The organism is Armatimonas sp. (assembly GCF_043757465.1).
In the GTDB taxonomy this organism is placed as follows: Bacteria; Armatimonadota; Armatimonadia; order Armatimonadales; family Armatimonadaceae; genus Armatimonas.
The window spans coordinates 1-17,865 of the sequence record NZ_JAYVPL010000113.1 but is presented as its reverse complement, the minus strand read 5'-3'; the positions used below and the strand labels follow the sequence as shown (position 1 = coordinate 17,865).

The 17,865-nt window shown below is 56.5% G+C and carries 14 protein-coding genes; 9 read left to right on the top strand and 5 right to left on the bottom strand.

The features are described 5' to 3' along the window. Positions 1 to 602: WD40 repeat domain-containing protein (locus ACH2ED_RS15200; protein ID WP_395092783.1), on the bottom strand; the 602-nt coding region annotated here is incomplete at its 3' end. A 127-nt stretch (positions 603 to 729) separates the two neighbouring features. Between ACH2ED_RS15200 and ACH2ED_RS15195 the strand changes: the two genes are divergently transcribed. From ACH2ED_RS15195 to ACH2ED_RS15180, 4 genes are all read left to right on the top strand, one after another. Continuing rightward, complete coding sequence (locus ACH2ED_RS15195; RefSeq protein WP_395092780.1) at positions 730 to 2,586, top strand: ankyrin repeat domain-containing protein; 1,857 nt, start codon at positions 730 to 732, stop codon at positions 2,584 to 2,586. A 37-nt stretch (positions 2,587 to 2,623) separates the two neighbouring features. Further along, positions 2,624 to 3,577 carry a hypothetical protein gene (locus ACH2ED_RS15190; RefSeq protein ID WP_395092776.1) on the top strand — a complete coding sequence of 318 codons (954 nt, stop codon included), beginning with the start codon at positions 2,624 to 2,626 and terminating at the stop codon, positions 3,575 to 3,577. 199 nt (positions 3,578 to 3,776) lie between these two features. Beyond that, positions 3,777 to 5,411 carry a transcription termination factor Rho gene (rho, locus tag ACH2ED_RS15185; protein ID WP_395092773.1) on the top strand — a complete coding sequence of 545 codons (1,635 nt, stop codon included), beginning with the start codon at positions 3,777 to 3,779 and terminating at the stop codon, positions 5,409 to 5,411. Positions 5,412 to 5,421: 10 nt separating this feature from the next. After that, positions 5,422 to 5,898: a bifunctional nuclease family protein gene (locus tag ACH2ED_RS15180; RefSeq protein ID WP_395092770.1), complete on the top strand. Its 477-nt coding sequence runs from the start codon at positions 5,422 to 5,424 to the stop codon at positions 5,896 to 5,898. Here the strand turns inward: ACH2ED_RS15180 and ACH2ED_RS15175 are convergent. Beyond that, complete coding sequence (locus ACH2ED_RS15175; RefSeq protein WP_395092769.1) at positions 5,895 to 7,478, bottom strand: PEP-CTERM sorting domain-containing protein; 1,584 nt, start codon at positions 7,476 to 7,478, stop codon at positions 5,895 to 5,897. The two genes, ACH2ED_RS15180 and ACH2ED_RS15175, sit on opposite strands and share 4 nt — an antisense overlap. Positions 7,479 to 7,612: 134 nt before the next feature. Between ACH2ED_RS15175 and ACH2ED_RS15170 the strand changes: the two genes are divergently transcribed. Together ACH2ED_RS15170 and ACH2ED_RS15165 are read left to right on the top strand one after the other, a co-directional pair. Continuing rightward, entirely contained in the window at positions 7,613 to 8,779 is a 1,167-nt protein-coding gene (locus ACH2ED_RS15170) for an MFS transporter (protein ID WP_395092767.1), read from the top strand. A 39-nt stretch (positions 8,780 to 8,818) separates the two neighbouring features. Then, on the top strand, positions 8,819 to 9,841 hold the full coding sequence (locus ACH2ED_RS15165; protein ID WP_395092764.1) for an SIS domain-containing protein: 1,023 nt from the start codon (positions 8,819 to 8,821) through the stop codon (positions 9,839 to 9,841). On the opposite strand, the gene ACH2ED_RS15160 is transcribed toward ACH2ED_RS15165, so the two are convergent. Continuing rightward, positions 9,838 to 11,136, bottom strand: a complete 1,299-nt coding sequence (locus tag ACH2ED_RS15160) for a carbohydrate ABC transporter permease (protein ID WP_395092761.1) — start codon at positions 11,134 to 11,136, stop codon at positions 9,838 to 9,840. The two genes, ACH2ED_RS15165 and ACH2ED_RS15160, sit on opposite strands and share 4 nt — an antisense overlap. Before the next feature lie 52 nt (positions 11,137 to 11,188). Further along, positions 11,189 to 13,597: an extracellular solute-binding protein gene (locus tag ACH2ED_RS15155; RefSeq protein ID WP_395092758.1), complete on the bottom strand. Its 2,409-nt coding sequence runs from the start codon at positions 13,595 to 13,597 to the stop codon at positions 11,189 to 11,191. Positions 13,598 to 13,656: 59 nt separating this feature from the next. Between ACH2ED_RS15155 and ACH2ED_RS15150 the strand changes: the two genes are divergently transcribed. Next, positions 13,657 to 14,751: a TlpA family protein disulfide reductase gene (locus tag ACH2ED_RS15150; RefSeq protein WP_395092755.1), complete on the top strand. Its 1,095-nt coding sequence runs from the start codon at positions 13,657 to 13,659 to the stop codon at positions 14,749 to 14,751. A 66-nt stretch (positions 14,752 to 14,817) separates the two neighbouring features. Here the strand turns inward: ACH2ED_RS15150 and ACH2ED_RS15145 are convergent, their stop codons facing one another. Then, the gene (locus ACH2ED_RS15145; protein WP_395092753.1) at positions 14,818 to 15,294 is read right to left on the bottom strand and encodes a hypothetical protein; all 477 of its coding nucleotides are present in this window, start codon (positions 15,292 to 15,294) and stop codon (positions 14,818 to 14,820) included. Positions 15,295 to 15,593: 299 nt separating this feature from the next. Between ACH2ED_RS15145 and ACH2ED_RS15140 the strand changes: the two genes are divergently transcribed. Continuing rightward, entirely contained in the window at positions 15,594 to 16,061 is a 468-nt protein-coding gene (locus ACH2ED_RS15140; RefSeq protein ID WP_395092751.1) for a hypothetical protein, read from the top strand. Between the two features lie 70 nt (positions 16,062 to 16,131). After that, entirely contained in the window at positions 16,132 to 17,712 is a 1,581-nt protein-coding gene (locus ACH2ED_RS15135) for a hypothetical protein (protein ID WP_395092748.1), read from the top strand. Positions 17,713 to 17,865: the final 153 nt, after the last annotated feature.

The following is a 17,865-nucleotide window of genomic DNA, read 5'->3' as shown; positions in this document are numbered from 1 at the left end:
GTCCAGAGATCGCTTCTGTCCGAGTAGCGCAAGGCAAGGTTTCCCTGCTTCGGCAGGGCGATGGTTTCGAGCAAATGCTCTGAGGAGTAGCGCCGCTGCCAGAGTTTTCGTTGACTGGCAATATTCCACACACTCACTTGAAAAGAATCCGAATGAAGCTCGTCGCTCGAACGCAACAGAAGCCGTTTCTCGTCGGGGGAGAACACAAACTGGAAGCTGTAATCAGGCAGAACGAAAGACGGGGCTGCGTTTTGTGTGTCGTAGAGGGAGCCACGGTACAAAAGATAGCGACCGGTGGGTGAGAACTGGGGTGACGTTAAGGAAGCTTCATCGGTGCGTGGGCGACGGCTCAAGCGTTTTCCTGTCTTGGCATCCCAGATCCAGAGCTCGCTCTTGGTAAGATACTCGGACTGATAGTTTGAGACAGCGCCGATAATGCGTTTGCCGTCGGGGGTGAAGACCAGGCCCACTGCGCCCCAGCCACCCGAGGCATGGAGCGACTGGTACTGAATAAAACTGTAGCAGCTCGTTGCCAGAGTCAGGAGGGCACCGGCGATTCCCATACCGCGATATAGCAGACCCTCTCGGTTGTCTCGATCCATAGGTGCTCCTTAACTTCTGAACATTGTAACCGCTGGCGTGCGGCGCGTCCACTCTGCCGCGAAGCGACAAATTTTGGTATGCTGTAGCGCATAGGTGCGAGATGCACCAATACGCGGGAGGTTTTTGATGAAGCTGATTCGAACGACAGGAGCTGTGCTACTTGCTCTGACTCTGATCTCCGGGGTGCGCGCCCAGGGCGGCCCGCCCCCACTCGATATGAAGGCGGTGGCACTGACCGCTGAGCTTTTTACCGCCATTCGCCACGGCGATAAAGCGGCGACACTTGTTGCATTGGAGCACGGTGCCGATCCCAACCGCCCCAACTGGCTGGAGATGACACCGCTGGACTGGGCGATGATGACTGGGAGGCCTGAACTCGCTGCGCTGCTGACGAGCCGGGGGGCGAAGCCGGAGGGCGGAATCTACGGCTCATCCGTGGTAAGTGCAGTGATACTGGGGCTCGACGATCACGCTGTCGCGCTTTTAGAAAAAGGAGTGGCCTCGGACTCGAAGCGCTCTGATAAAGCGACGACACTGATGCTGGCGGCGGCGTTTGGTGCGCCCAAGGCGATTGATCGGCTCAAACCCAGTGCCGCCGAGCTGGCAAAGCAAGATATTGACGGAGCGACGGCGCTGATCTACGCCGCGCGACGGGGTCAGGCCGTCACGGCCAAGCGCCTGCTGGCTCATGGCGCCGTTGTGGATCAGGCCGATAGCCACGGACGGACACCGCTGATGTATGCCGCAATGAATGGCCATCAGGCAGTGGTCACACTGCTGCTGGCGGCGGGAGCGAAGCCAAACCTGACCGATAAAGGGCAGGCGACAGCGCTCCACCTGACGGCACGCTACTGTGGCGACAGCGCGGTTGCTCAGAGCCTGCTGAAGGCGAAGGCGAGCGTCTCAGGGCGCGATGCCAACGGGAAAACCCCGATTGCACTGGCACAGGCGCGGCGTTTTGTCGGGGTCACCACAGTGCTCAAGACGGCAGGGGCACGCTCGGAGCCGGTGCGTGCGGCACTGAAACCTGATGTCGCGGTGCAGAAAAGTCTGGTGGCGATGGAAAGTGGGATGAAACGCTTCCTCTCACAGTCCGAGTGTGCTTCGTGCCACCACCAGGGATTGGGGATCGCGGTGCTGGGCGCAGCACGCCTCAAGGGCTTTGTCGTGAACCAGGGCATCCTCGATGGCAATGTGAAGCGCGTCGCAGATAATCTCCAGCAGGTTGCGCCGCTGATCGGCCTCTCCCAGAGCGACCCCAAGCTGGCCGGTATTGTCCCTACCTCAGAAATGGATGAGATGAGCATTGCCAGTGCCTATTTGTTCTGGGGACTGGACGGCGCACAGACGAAGACAAGCCCTGAGATTGCGGCTCTGGCTCAGTACGCGGCCACCCAGCAGCAGCCCGAAGGAAACTGGCGCTTCACCCTGCACCGTGGCCCGATGCAGGAGAGCCTCACCACGGCCACGGCTCTCCAGCTCCTAGGGATCAAGCGTTATCTCAAGCCGGAGCAGAGCGTACCGCTCGTGGCAAAGGCGCAAAGCTGGCTGAAAGCAGCACCGGGAAAGACGACAGAGGATCACGCCATGCGTCTGCTGGGCCTGCGCTGGTCCGGTCTGGAGCCCAAGGCACTTCAGCGCGATGTTCAGCGGCTGATCGCGCTTCAGAACACTGACGGGGGCTGGGGCGCAAAGCCGGGCACGCCCAGCGATGCTATGGCAACCGGGCAGGCACTCTATAGCCTGCGAGTCGCGGGGGCGTCCGCAACTGAGGGGGCACTGCGTCAGGCTACGAGCTACCTACTGCGGATGCAGGATGAGAGCGGGGCTTGGTATCTGAACAAAACTATCCAGCCCTTCAACTACTTCTTCGACGCGGGCTTCCCCGGTGGCGAGTCGCAGTACAGCTCTTTTGGTGCGACAGGCTGGGCAACCTTGGGGCTGATGGAGATGGCGGATCGTCCTAAAACGGCACGCAGCTAGTCGCACGAGGCCGTTTGCGGGTAGAATTTCCCTAACCATGAAACTCTACCCGCAGGATCTGCGTGAGAACGACCACGCTCGCATCGTTCGACAGCGGAGTGTTTACGCCTCGACATCGGCCAATGGCGCGGGGTCTAGCTACAATCCTAATACTCCCTTGCCGGAGCCGCATCTTGGGGTGCTGGGAAAACTCTGGGCGAAAGGGCTGGGCATGACCGACCGGCAGGCCGCCGTGGGAAATGCCTCGGCGGCGGAGTGGACCGGGACTGCCGGGTGGCTGACAGCTCTACTGGGGCCACTGCTTCCGGGCATCATTGTCGCCCTTATGGCAAAGAAAAGCGGCCTCGATCCCGCGATGGCCTGGATGAGCTTTGGAGCCGCGACGGCGGGGTTGAGTGCGCTGGGATTTGGGCCGTTTGCGCGGGCGGCGTTTCGGAGCCTCCACAAGCCGCTGCATGCCGTGGAACTTGAAGGACTGATGCGCGGCTCTGAGGATGAGCTCGAAGTCGCCTACCTACGGCTGGTGCGCGATGCCCTCCTGACCGATGCCAGTGAGAAAGCCGAGGCTGATATTCGGGCCTCCATTGAGGCTTTGGGGCAGGCGATTGAGCGCCTCCCCGCGGTGACTGTTGAACCCATTGACACGGCTGCCCTGCGTTTGGAAGCGACGCAGCTTCAGCAACAGGCACTCACCGAGCCGGATCGAGTGACGGCGGACTCCCTCACCCGGCGCGCCGATGCGCTGGAGCGGCGTGCCAAGGCGCATGATAACTCGGCGCTTCTCTCCAAGCGTGCGGCAGCGCTCCGCGCCGAGATTCTGGCACAGATTGAGACTCTCAGAGAGGGGCTTGCGGGGCACCAGCTCGACGGAAATATGGGGCCAACGGTGGCTTTTGCCGAGCTCTCAGAAACGGCGCGGCGGGTTGCACAAGAAGCCGCTTCGGCATCGGAAGCAAAGCAAGAGCTTGCGCAGTTGCAACAAAACCGCTGAACTCCTGAAGTTTATCGCGTTTTTTGCCGAAAAGAAGGCAGGCCAAGTTGCTCCACGTGAAATACGTGATACACTGGCAGCAAAGCAACCTCAGGGTTTGTGGTCTGCTTTTTTTCAACTCTCCCCGGCGAGCCTTTCCCTTACACTTTTTCGTGTTTCGTCGTGCTCTCGCCGACCGCTTCGTTTTCGGAAAGTTCTCATGCCTAGACGTCGTTTAACAACGCCCTCCGACCCTGATGGGGTCGAGAATACCCTCACACCTACTTCGGTGGCAAGTGCTCCTGAAGCACCTGTTGTCCTCGCAACCCCTGCCCCTATCCTTACTCCTACCCCTGCGCTGGTTGCCGCTGCCGAATCGCTCCTTGGCGATGCCGCGCTCCCCCCTCCTGCTCCCCCCACTCGCCGCCGTCGCTTACTTCAGAATGCAGCCCCTCCCCCGTTGACACAGCAAGAGGCGATGGAGCTGGTGGCCGACCTGCCCGAGCGCATTGCGGAACCCACCCCGGCTCCCGCTCCTCGTAGCGAGCGTCCCGAACGCTACGACCGCCCCGAGCGCCCTGAGCGCAGGGACCGTCCCGGGCATAGCATGCGTCCCGCACGAGGGAACGCTGCGCCCTACGCACCGCCTCGGCGTGGCGGCAATGCTCCGCTGGGACCCGGGAGCGACCTGCGCGAGCTGGAAGAAGCCTCTCAGAATGGCGAGGAGCCGCTCAGTGGTGAGGGGATCCTGGAGATCAACAGTGAAGGCTACGGCTTTTTGCGGCGGCAGAACTTAGCCGCTGGCAACGATGATATCTATGTCGCACAGGCGCAGGTTAAGCGTTTTGGCCTCAAGACAGGCGATCAGGTACTCGGATTTGTCCGTCCTCCGAAAGACTCGGAGAAGTACTACGGGCTCCTCCGTGTCGAGAAGATCAATGGCTTCGATCCTGATGTGGCACGCATGCGCCCCAACTTCGATGAGCTGATCCCAATCTTCCCGGACTCGCGCATCACGCTGGAGCTGGACTCCAAGACACTCTCCATGCGTTTTATGGATCTGGTGTCTCCTATCGGTAAAGGCCAGCGCGGCCTGATTGTCGCGCCCCCTAAAGCGGGTAAGACGATTCTACTGAAGCAGATCGCCAACTCAATTTCGATCAACCACCCAGATATCCATCTCATGGTGCTACTCGTAGACGAGCGTCCGGAGGAAGTGACTGACATACGGCGCTCGGTGCGTGGTGAGGTGATCGCCTCGCCCTTCGATGAGCTACCTGACAACCACATGCGGGTTGCCGATCTTACTCTGGAGCGTGCCAAACGCCTGGTGGAGGTAGGCCGCGATGTGGTGATCCTCCTCGACTCCATCACGCGCTTTGCCCGCGCTTCCAACCTGACGGTGAATCCCTCCGGGCGCACACTACAGGGTGGCCTTGACCCGGCGGCGATCTATCGTCCCAAGCGCTTCTTTGGAGCGGCACGTAATATCGAGCACGGCGGCTCCCTGACCATTATCGCCACGGCGCTGGTGGAGACGGGCTCCCGCATGGACGATATTATCTTTGAGGAGTTCAAGGGGACGGGAAATATGGAGCTGCGCCTGGATCGCTCCCTGGCCGAGCAGCGTCTCTACCCCGCCATTGACATCAAGCTCTCGGGGACACGCCGGGACGATCTTCTGTACCCTGCGGATGATTTGCGCAAGATCTGGCAGGTGCATCGTATCCTGGCGAATCTGGGCACCAAGGAAGCGACCGAGCTCCTCCTGGACCGCCTAGACAAGACACGCTCCAACCGCGAGTTCCTGGCCGCGATCGGCGCTACTCCCGGTGCCTCGCCCAAGTCGGAGTAGCACGTCGGATATGTCAAGCCCCTACGACGAAACAAGCGAGAACGAGAACCGCCAGCCACGTGCTCTGGAAGAAAAACGGGTCGAGGTTCTTGGGCTCTGGGAAGCACGCGACACGACGGATCCCGAGGGGCTCATCGGCGAGGTGGTGCTCTTGCTGCGCGATACCCGTGGTCGCCGTCTCCAGGTGCATATCGGGGCTTTTGAGAGCATGGCGATCCACAATGCCCTGCAAAAAGAAGCCCCAGAGCGTCCACTCACCCACGATCTGCTCCGGAACTTGATAGAGAAGCTCGGGGCAGAGCTGGAGCGCGTGGTCATTGACGATCTATGGCGAGGGACTTTCTATGCCAAGCTACACCTGACGCGTGAGAAAGCCCCCTCCCTGGAAATAGACTGTCGCCCCTCGGACGCCATCGCTCTTGCCCTTCGAGTCAGTGCTCCGATCTATGTCGCGGAGCACGTTCTCGCCGAAGCCACTCAGGACTAAGCGCGCCGCCGTCGCCCAATGAGCACACCCATGCCCAGAAGAGCGAGGGCAATTGTGCCGGGCTCGGGGGCGGTGGAGTTCCCGACCGCAAAGAGGATCGCGTTATTCACGGCATAGACTTTCCCGTCTCCGCCGATGATGGTGGGGGTGTAGGCTTCGCCAATGCCTAGGGTCAGAGTGATCACCTCGGTGAATGTGTTCGAGTCTAAGTTCCATCGGTAGAGCTTGCCGTCCTCGCTGTTGGCTAGGATGCTATGGGTGAACGGGTCGAGCACGGCGGTGTTGATACACCACTCACGAACTTGCGGGAGTGTCGGATCTGGGGTGACACCGGCGATCGTAAGGATCTCTTTCATCACAATCGTGTTGGTGCGGGTGTCCAGAAATGTGTCGTTGGGGTCTAATATCGCCAGCTTGTTGATTCCATCGCCGCCGCCAAAACCAAAGTAGTTATTGTACTTGGTCATGAGAAGATAGTCGGAGCTTCCCGTGTAGGAGCTGACCATACTTCGCGGGACCACGGTGGGAGTGATATCCCAGCCAAATGCACCGGCGACGCCACTTGAGGTCAGATTCGCATTGAACTGGAGAGTCCAGCCACGCGACGAGACTAGGGGGTTCTCCAGCACACCGATAAAAACTTTCCCATCTGGCGCGACCATGGGCGAGGCGGTTCCATCATCAGCGAGGATTGCATCCGTTCCGGGGGAGTGAGCATCTTTCAGACGAACCGAGGCCGTGGTGGTCAGGTTCGTGGAGTCGAGCGCCACCAGGTAGCCACCGGAGAAGCCGCCGTTACTCATCGTCACATAGACTTTGCTGCCATCTTTGCTGATCGCCGGGGCGCAGTTCATCACCACCTGCGACGCATTACCTGCCGTCGCCGCCGAGGCTGTCACGAAGCTCACCGTACCATTGGCTGCGATACGTGCCAGGCCACTGGTAATTCCTAGTGGGTTGGCTCCCTCGGTGCGGTAGCCAAAGTAGACATTCCCATTGCCATCGGCAGTGAGCGGGGTGCAGACCTTCACGCCCGCATTGAAGGCCGCTTGATTGGCGGCGTAGTTCCCATCGCCGTAGAACGCAAGGCGCGTGGGAGCCGTCGGTGCCGCTGTGTCCACGTTATCGCGGTAGAGGATCGTCCCGCCCGCGCCCGCCATGTAGAGCCGCCCACTTGGGGTAAGAGTCGGTGCGTAGCTGGGAGTCCAGTTATGGCTGGGGAGCGAGTAGTCCGAAGCTGCTTGCCAGAGAAGTGCCCCCGTGGCCCCATTGTGTGCCTGGACTCGGAAGCCGTCGGTGGCACCCGTCTTCACCGGGACAAGCACGGTGTTGTTAGAAGTCACGAGCGGCGAGCCGTAATGGACAAGCAAGTTGCTCCCTGAGTACTGCGGATTGAGGTCAACGGCGGTGCTCCAGATAATCTGCTGAAGCGACTGGGACGCCACGGTGGAGTTCGCAGTGTGCTGAGCGTTGCCCCCGTAGCCGCTCCACACTGGCTGCGCCTGCGCGGCGCGGGGGACACTGAGAAGGGGGATACTAAGAGCGATGAGGCACGAGAGACGAATTTTTCTTGAGACCATAATAAGTACACTTTCCAATGTGCTGCCAGAGTTGTAGGGACGTTCACCAGAGCCCGTAAAAATTCCTGCCTCGCAAATGGCCGTGCACGGCCGTGGGCAGAGCCATTCCGAAACGGGTACCATGGGTCTTGCTCATGCAAACCACCTCACGCTCTACTCTGGCGGCGCTTTGTTGCATTGCAATGCTCCTCTACTCCGTCTATCTCGGGGCCGTGGGGGTGCTTCTTCCCTATCTGGGCACGGCATTCTCGCTGGGGGCCGAGGCGCAGGGACGGCTTTTCCCGGCGAACTTTGCGGGCTTTGTGGTAGGGGTATTGCTCTGTGGCTACTTGTCGGATCATTGGGGGCGCAAGGCGGTGCTCTTAATCGGCCTGGCGGTTTATGCAGGCGGCTTACTCCTCTTTGGCAGTGCGAGTAGCTACGCTCTCGCGCTGGCGGCGGCGCTGCTGGTGGGGGCAGGGAGTGGGGCGATGGAAGTGGTTGCCAATGCGCTGGCCGCTGATCTCTACCCCGAGAAGCGGGCGTTTCTGCTCAATGCACTGCAAGTGGCCTTTGGGGCTGGTGCCGCTGCCTCACCCTCACTCTGCCGCTACTTATTGACCCATAACACGGAGTGGCGGACTCTGTACTTTGGGCTCGCGGGGATAAATATCGCCGTTTTTATTGTGCTGAGCCTCTGCCGCTTGCCCCGTAGCGAGAGACACGAGGCACTGGAGCTCGCGGCACTGCGTGCTGTCTTGCAGAAGCCCTCTTTCGCCCTCCTCTGCCTGATGCAAGCGCTGTATGTCGGGGCCGAGGTGAGCTTTTTCTCCTGGCTCCCCACTTACTTTGAGGGGCGTCTTCCTGGGGGGACAGCGTGGATGGCGGGAGTGGGGACACTCTTCTGGATCACGATGACCCTGGGGCGCTTCGCACTCGGCGGCTTGCTGGGGCGCTTTGCCTTGCTCAAGCTCACCGCACTCTGCGCGGGTGGGGGAGTGGTCTTTTCGGCACTGGCCCTTGTGTGGCAGACTTTGCCTCCTGTGCTGCTCTGTGTGGCACTAGCCGGGCTCTTTTTCTCTGGTATCTTCAGTCTGGTGCTCGCCGAGGCAGGGGAGCGGTTTCCCCGTGTCGCGGGCACTGCCTTTGGGGGGGTGGTGGCCGCAGGGGGGCTTGGTGGCGCACTGGTTCCCTGGCTCATCGGCGCACTGGCAGGAGGTAGTTTGGGCTGGCAGGGGGCGCTCCTGCTGGTTCCTCTCTCTCTGGTTGGCGTGCTGCTTCTGAGTCTGCACCTGTCCACAGAGCTATCCACGGCGCGCTGAAGCAAACGGGAGCCAAGGCGCACTGGGTACAATACGCACATGTCTATACTTCTCTCAGAGATCAACGAGCAGCCCGCTGCGCTGGAGCGAGCACTCACGGGCGGCAAAGAGGCCATGGCGGAGCTGGTGACGCAGATCAAGAAGCGTGATGTGCGTTATGTGATTCTCGCGGCGCGTGGTACGAGCGACAACGCGGCGACCTACGCGAAGTATCTGCTCCAGCTCACGGTCGGGATTCCTTGTGGCCTTGCGGCGCCTTCGGTGCACACCCTCTACGAAGCCGATGTCAACTACAAAGACGCACTGGTGATCGGGGTCTCGCAGTCGGGGGCGGGGGATGACATCAATGAGGTGATGGCTCAGGCACGCAAGAGCGGGGCGCTGACCGCTGCGTTGACCAACACGGCGGACTCGAAGCTGGCGCAGGTCGCCGAGCACGTGCTCTTGTGCAACGCGGGGGTGGAGAAAGCCGTCGCCGCCACCAAGACCTACACAACTACGCTGGGGTTGTTTGCCAAGCTCGCGGCCCGCTGGTCAGGCGATACCACGCTCGCCGAAGCACTCTTGCGTGTGCCTGATGCCATGCGCACTGAGCTCGTTCGGCTCGAGGGCAAGGCGCAGAGTGTCGCGAACTCCCTCACCCATGCCGAGCGGATTCTCACAGTCGCGCGTGGTCTGCACCTGTGCACCGCGATTGAGTCCGCGCTGAAGATTGCGGAGACGACCTACACCACCACGCAGGCATTCTCCTCGGCGGACTTACTCCACGGTCCGATTGCCAGTGTACCGGCCAACACCCCGTGTCTCTTGTTCCTGCCCGACGGCAAAACCAAGCCAATGATGACCGAAGTGGTGGGGAAACTCTCCGCACGCGGAGCGCGTGTGCTCACCCTCGCCACTGACCCCGATGCCGCGTTACCCCTCACCCATACGGGCAGCGAGCTACTCTCTCCGCTGGTGGATATTCTCCCCGCACAACTGCTCGCCTACCACCTGACGCTCGCCCGTGGCCTCAACCCGGACAATCCGCTCGGTCTGAGCAAGGTCACGGTCACACGCTAGCGCCCCCCGAGTCCTGTTAGGCTCATTCCCTCGATAAAGTAGCGCTGGGCAAAGAAGAATAGCAGAATAATGGGCAGAACAACCATGGTTGAGGCGGCCATGAGAAGGCCGGGTTCACCGCTGTGCTGCTGCTGGTAGAGCTGGAGCCCGTAGGCCAGTGGCATGTGCTCCGACGAGCTTAAATAGATCAGTGGCCCCTGGAAGTTGTTCCATGCCCCCATCACGGCCATGATCGCAATCGCCGCCAGCGCGGGCTTCACCTGCGGTAACATTACACGCCAGTAGACCCCAAACGGGCCGCAGCCATCTATTTTGGCCGCATCCTCTAGCTCGCCAGGGATGGAGAGAAAGAACTGGCGCAGCATAAAAATATTAAACGCCGAGCCAAAGAACGCGGGCACCCAGAGCGGCTTGAGGGTATCAATCCAGCCCAGGCTACGGAAGATCAGAAATTGCGGCATGAGGGTGACCGCGCCCGGCACCATCATGGTCGCGAGTAATATCCCAAAGAGCAAGTAGCGCCCCGGCCACGAGAGTCGTGCAAATGAGTACGCGACCATTGAGGAGGCCAGAAGTGTTCCGAGCACGCTCATCAGGGTTAGAAAGAGCGTGTTGCCCAGAAATGTCAGGCCGTACTTGGTGTCGGGCGGCAGATATGCCAGTGCCTCGGAGTAGTTCTCCCACTTGGGCGCGACATGACGCATTTTCGTCAGCTCCGAGCGAGTGAGGGTTGTAGGAATGCCGCTGGAGTCGGGAGCCGTTTCACTGAGCATGGGTTGGACTTTGATGCGTCCGTCCGGCAGCTCCTCCACTTCCGCGACGAGCTTGCCGTCCGCAAGCTTGGCGAGCTTTGCAGGCTTGCCATCGGGCTGCTTGAGCGCGTCAATGGTTTTCTGCTGAGTCGGAATCCACACGGGCGGGAACACGGCTTGCTCATCATCGGCCTTGAGCGAGGTCGAGAGCAGCCAGGCAAACGGCACCATGAACATAAACGAGCCAAGCAGCAGTGCCAAGTGCGTCGCGGAGAGGCGCGTCAGCTCACCGGCATGGCTGGCATTGCGCGTGAGTGCCTTCAGCCAGCGCGCACTGCCCAGCGCGACGACAACTCCGAGAGCAAGGCTGACGGGCGCAAAGCGCACGAAAAGCGTCACGCCCAGAAGTGCCACCAGCATCGCCGCCATGACCGTAGCGGCAGCCAGATTACGCACCCGTACAGCGGCGACGATCACACTGACCCCGTAGATCAGCGCGACAATCACGGCGAGGATGGCGAGAAGCCAGAGAAAAGCGTTCATGAAATTCGCTCCCATGCACGGGAGCGATTCTGATGTGAGCGAGAGAATATTCTCATTTCTTGTCCACCTCGTAGTGCACCCAGTGCTTTTGTAGGCGCCACTGCACTAAAGTCAGGCCCAGGATGATAATGAAGATCACCCAGGCAATCGCGCTGGCATAGCCCATCTTGAAGTAGCGAAACGCGTTGTTGAAGAGATAGAGCACGGGCACTAAAAGCGAGTCCAGAGGGCCGGTGCCACCGTCGCCGCCCCCGATCACATAGACGCGGTCGAACTCTTGAAGTGCGCCAATCGTGCCCATGATCAGGTTGAAGAAGATATAGGGCGAGAGTAGCGGCAGGGTCACGTTGCGGAAGCGCTGCCAGAGGTTCGCGCCGTCAATCAGTGCGGCCTCAGTGAGGCTCTGGGGGACGCCTTGTAGACCTGCGAGCCAGAGGATCATGCCACCACCCGCGCCCCACAGACCCTGGACAATCAGGCCGGGCTTGGCCCACTCAGGGACGCCAAACCAGCCGGGGGGCGCGACCCCAAACCAGGCCGTGAGGGTCTCTTTCCAGAGCGCATTGAGAAGCCCTTTGTTGGGATCGCCCGCGAGCAGCCACACCCAGAGCACCGCGCTGGCAATCGCCGGGACAATGCTGGGAATGTAGAACGCCGTGCGGTAGAAGTTCATCCCCTTCACTTTTTGGTTGAGTAGTAGGGCAATCGAAAGGCCCGTCACCATGCCCAAGGGAATGCCGTAGAGGGAAAGAAAAGTCGCATTGCCGATGGCCTTGAAAAGAAGCTCGCGGTCGTCGGTGAAGAGCTCTTTAAAGTTGCCCATGCCCACGGCGCGTGCGGGGTGGAGTACATCGTAGTCGGTGAAGGCGAGCATTGCACTGGTGAGAATCGGGCCGAGGGTGAAGATGAGAAAGCCAATCACCCACGGCGCGGCCATCAGCCAGCCCGCGAGTGCCTCTTGTTTTGCCATGCGGCTCTTACCTAGCTGCTGCTTGCCGCGCCAGGCTCCGTAGCTGATGCCAATGAGCCCTAGAATCCCGACGATGAGAACGGGGGGTGTCCAGTTGAAGAAGGGCAAGCTCTCACGGGCGAAAGACTTATCTAGCTCTTTTTGCACCAGAGTCTGCTGCTCTTTGAGCGCCGCCTCCGGGCTCTGAGCTCCCTGGCAGGCCCGCTCCATAGCGCGCACATGGGCATCCCAGAGTTTCTGTCCAATAAAGGTCACCGGGCGGTAGCGGGCGTGGGGGAGCATATCACTGTAGGCCTTGAGCGCCGTCTGCAAGCGTGTGTTCCCTGGGGAAAACTCGCGAAACAGCATCACATTCACATTTTTATTGGCTGAGAGCCGGAAGACATAGGGCCGTCCAATTTTCTTGTTGTAGTCCGTTTGCGCCTGATTATAGATCCGGTAGCCGTCTTCACTGGAGAGGAACCGGATAAACTCCCACGCCTCCTTAGGGTGGGCCGTGCCCTTGGGAACCGCCAGGGAGAACCCGCCCGTCCAGGTGATGTGCGCGTCTTTTTCCTGGGCAAAACGACCTTGGCGTGCAATGCGCTCCGCGGGCGAGGGCGGAGGAGCAATGGCAAAGTCCAGATCCGGAGCGTAGCGTGCGATATTGCCTACCATCCAGTCGCCGTTGATCACCATCGCCACTTTGCCGGTGAAGAACGGATCGAGCTCACCGCTCTGGAAGCCGGACTGATAGACACTGACCTTCCCATACCCCCCCAGATCGTCGTAGAGCTGCTTCATGAAGGTCATGGAAGTGACATTCTCAGGAGCGGCCAGGGTGCAGGTCTTGCCGTCTGGGCTTAGGAAGCTGCCGCCATTCATCCAGGAGTAGATATAGAACCAGGAGTTTCCAAAATTGGGGATAAAGCCTATGCTGGCGTAGGTCTTGTCGGGGTTGACTTTCGTGAGCTTCTTGGCGTAGTCACGCAGCTCATCCCAGGTCTTGGGGGGCTTGTCAGGATTCAGGCCCGCCTCCCGAAAGAGCTTGCGGTTGTACATCAGCATCCGGTCGTCAATGCCGGTGGGGATGGCGTAGACCTGGTTTTTATAGACAGCCTCGTTCCAGGCGGCGGGGTAGTAATCCGCCCCTCGAACCGCATCCGGGCCGCTCTCTTGCGCGAGAAAGCTACCTAGGGGCATGAACGTTCCCCGGCTTGCCCAGTCCCCAATCGTGAAGCGATCCTGGTTGATCACATCCGGGGGAACCCCGCCCACAATGGCGGTCATCAGCTTCTGGGGGTTCATGGTACCCGCGCCCATCGAGAGATTCGCAACCTTGATATTCGGGTTACGCTTCTCAAACTCGGCGATCTGGGCATCGAGCCCGGCGGTTTCCTTACCGGACTGCAAGCCCCAGACCACCAGCTTGATCTTCTGTTGCGCCAGCGACGGTGAGAGCAGAGTCAGGGCAGCAAGCAGCGCTGCGCCCACACGAAAGAGAGCCTTCATCGCGGGCATTGTACCTTAGATTGTCTTTCGGTCAGAGCGATTTTGGGTTATAATGCCCTATGCAAGTATTACGCTCTCTTACCTCTGCCGCCGCCGTGCTTTTCTGCACGGCTGCCTTGGCACAAACCTCTTCATTGACAATTGGTGACAAGACCCCCGCATTCGCTCCCGAAGGCTGGGCGAAAGGTAACCCGACCTCCGCATTTGCCACGGGCAAGGTCTATGTGGTCGAGTTCTGGGCCACCTGGTGCGGCCCGTGTATCGCCTCGTTTCCTCACCTGAGCGACATGGCCGATAAGATGCAGGGCAAGGCCACGTTTATTAGCGTGAACACCTGGGATCGCAACCAGCCGGGTGAGAAAGTAGCCAAGCACACCGGGCATGTAGAGCGTGTCGCTAAGTTCATCAAAGACAACGACACCAAGATGCGCTACACCATCGCACTGGACGATGAAAAAGACACGATCGCCACCACCTGGATGCGCGCGGCGGGCCGCAACGGAATCCCGTGTGCCTTTATCGTGGATCAGACTGGCAAGATTGCCTGGATCGGCCACCCGATGCAGATGGACAAGCCGCTGGAAGCGATCACCGCAGGCAAGTGGGATGTCGCCAGCTTCAAGACCAAGTTCGAAGCCGAAGCCGCCGCCGCCAAGGCGCTGGCCGCAGCACAGCAAAAAGCGCAGCTCGCGGTTACTGCCGCCGCCAAAGCGGAAGATATGGCCGCTTTCGAGGCCGCTATCGCTGGGCTCTCTCCCAATAAATCCCAGGCGCTTACCATGGGAATCTCGATGGCGGTTCGCTCCAACGCCGTATTTGCCCTGAAAGTGGTCGAGACAAAGATGCACAGCGCTGGGGGCGTGGGAGCAGAGGACTGGTGCAGCACGCTCTTGAGTATTGCTCGCTCCAGCAAAGATGCCAATGTGCAGCAGAAGGCCGCCGAGATGTCCGCTGAGTGCGTGGGGAAGGCCGATCCTAAGACCTTCTGCCTGGCAGCCACTTACCATGCTCAGATTCTCGCCGCGCAGGGCAAGAAAGCCGAAGCGCAGGCGTTTATCGTAAAAGCCAAAGCTGCCGTTGAGACCTTCGAACCCGCTGCCCAGCGTAAGGCCGTCGGTGACTTTGTGGAGCGGATCGCCAAGACCATCGGTTAAATCTTCGGGCTAATCCGAGATACGCCTAAAAACGCCCCGTCAGGATCTTTCTGATGGGGCGTTTTTTTACCGCCGTTTGTAGGCAATGCGCCAGCCGAGCTGCCAGGTCTTGCCACCATCGCTGCTGGACTCCCAGTCCCAGGTGAAGCTGTTTTTCTGGATGTCGTGAAAGACCATGCGCTGCATGGTTTCTTTCGCACCGTTCTTGCGCGGAGCCGTCTGGAAAATGCGCTTGTCGCCGTCGGTGTGGGCCGCGAGGACGATAAAGCCGCCCTGATTGTCCACCCATGTCTGCCGCCAGAGTTTGCTCGCCGTATCGAAAACCGAGACGGAGCGACCTTTGAGCGGTGGCTGAGCGCCTTGCCCAGCAGCGGCCACAAAGTTCTCCTCCAGCACCTTCCCGTCGAGAATCCGCGTGATCTGATTGCGCCCCATGCCCGGTGCACTGCCGCTGGACGCGCCCCAGCTTACGTCCCAGTCGCCCACCCAGAAATCAAATAAATCCAGCGGCTGCGCCGCCTGCTTGCCAAAAAATAACGCCATTTTGAACCCCCCCGCTGTGTATCGCTCTTAATGGAAGAAATTCTAACGAGAAATTGCAAAATTATCTTGCAAAGGAAAAAACCTAATGATAGACTCGTAATATCGGAAACAATTGAGTTTTCGTCGGAGCAAATCTAAAAAAGAATTTGTTAGTGTGTCTTCCGGGCAAAAGCCCCTGTCTTCCGGGCAAAAGCCCCTGTCTTCCGGGCGAAAGTCCCTGTCTTCCGGGCGAAAGCCCCTGTCTTCCGGAAAGGGAAAAAATGTTTAAATGTAGTTTCGCTATCACAATGACTAGTGTTATGCTGATTTTAGCCGCGGCAAGTTATGCCGTAGATATTACTTCTCGGGGTGCAGTTCATATGGGAAGTATGCAGAATTATGGAGCCCTTACCCCTAATAGTTATGTGGAATATGATTCAGGAGAACACACTGAAATTTCGGGGTCAACTAGTCCAGGGAATACACTCCACCGAGGAGGAAGTACATTTGGTGGACTATATAATGAAACGGGTAATTCTGTTACTATGAATGTAGCTGCATTGCTTAATTTCAATGTGGACGGTACAACTTCTCATAGTGGTGCTGAGTCAACAGCTTCTATCTCGATAGTATCTGATACTGCAACAGGTAATTGTAACGGCCTATATGGATCTTATGGGCCTGGTGGGAACACAAACAAGTACCATTCTTTTGCTCCCATAACATTACTGAATGGACAAGCTTTGACTAACAGTGGTTCATGGTCTATCGACCTAAAAGGAAGTTGATTTTGTGATTTATTAACTGAATCAGGGCGATTAATGACTTTTCTTCGCCCTGATTTACGAGGGGTGGGCTATGCGTTTTTTAATTATTTTTTATTTTTTATTTTTGAATATCCAAATGTCAGTTTGTGCAGAGGATAAGCAGTCTGTAATACTTATAGATAGCAATAAATCACGTCTTTCACGGAATCAATACGAAAAAACATTTGAAAATTATTTAAGTGAAATTGCACAAAAACGAAAAAAATGTATTATTTGCGATCCTCTTATTTTTGATCAAGGCCAGAATCGTATTTTAGAAAAAAAAGAATTCAAAAATCAAAATGTAGCCAGCGATGAGTTTTTATCTGAATTTTGCTCATATTATGGATATAAATATATTATTTCTGATTCTGGGAATCTATTACTTTTGAAAGATTATAATAAATATCCACATATGCCTTCTGTTACTTATGACGAAATAATGGAAGGATTACGTAGGATGAAAAAGATTAAAGAGTCTATCACATCTGTAAAGAGTAGCTCTGCTATAATTGATGATCTTTTACATTCACTCTCTTCTTCTGATTTACTGAATTTTACGAAAGGGATAATGCTAAAAGATTTACCTTTAAATCAACAGGATTTAATTTGGAAATTTGCATTCCTTTCTAAATATCGTGGGTTTTCAGATGTTGATTATTTATATATTCGGTTGAGAGGATGTAAGAAAAATACAGCGGTATTCACTTATAAGACATATTTTGGATTAGAATTGCCTATTTATAGTGGGCCTTTCAGTCCATTGAATATGTTTCAACAATGGGATGTTGTACTAAGTCGGTGGATTTATACTCAGCCAGGTGGAGGGACGGCGTTTGATGGTGGGAAAGATGCCATATTGAAGGATGGTATAGTTAAAACAATCTATTCTGATCCGACTACTCCTTCAGATAATACTTTTAATAGAAATTCATTATTGTGCAAAAACATCGGATATTTTATTAATAATGCATCGAAAGATCAAAAACGTAACTATATTATTTCAGAAGCAGTTAAAGATAAGCCAGTTGTTCTGGCAGGTGGTGATAATTCGAGCTTTAAAAGCATTATGGCTGATATTTCGTATGTGCTAGATTTGAAAATAACTAATGTTAATGGTTTTATTCATATCGATTTTTTTGAAAAAATAAATTATTCAGATGTTAGTAATTTTAAAGAGAATATCTTTTCATGCATTCCTAAAAGCTTTCTAAATGCAGTAAATTTTAGAGAGATTTTGCAATTGAAGAAACCTGAAGAGAAAAATCAAAAATTAAAAAATAGTGATAGAGTATACATAAGTTCTGTTAAGAGGTTAAGAGAACTTGTTGATCCCGGTATTAAAGACGAGAAATTTCAAAAAAATACATTAATTAGCAAAGATAGTGAAATTTACGATCTAATTGCACTATCAAGTATGAGCACTTTTTTATCATCTTTATTAACTATCACAACAGATATTCCTAAATATATATCTGATCGAGTTCAGTTTTTGGATAGCATAGTGACCTTGAAAATGACTGATGCATCTGACAATAGTAAATACCCAAATCGATTTAACATTGATTTTCAACTGAAATCAAAAAACAGTGGTGGTTTTCAAACTAAGACGGCAAGATATATTCGGCAATAGTGTCGAATGCTACTATCATTAGTATGAAGATTTTTTATTAAATTAGGAGTTATTTGGTAACTGCTCAGGTCAAGTTGTAGCCGGAACAATGGGGTTTCCACGGAAGACCGAGAGTAAGCCTTCACGAGGAGAAATACCCTGTTTGCGAAGCGT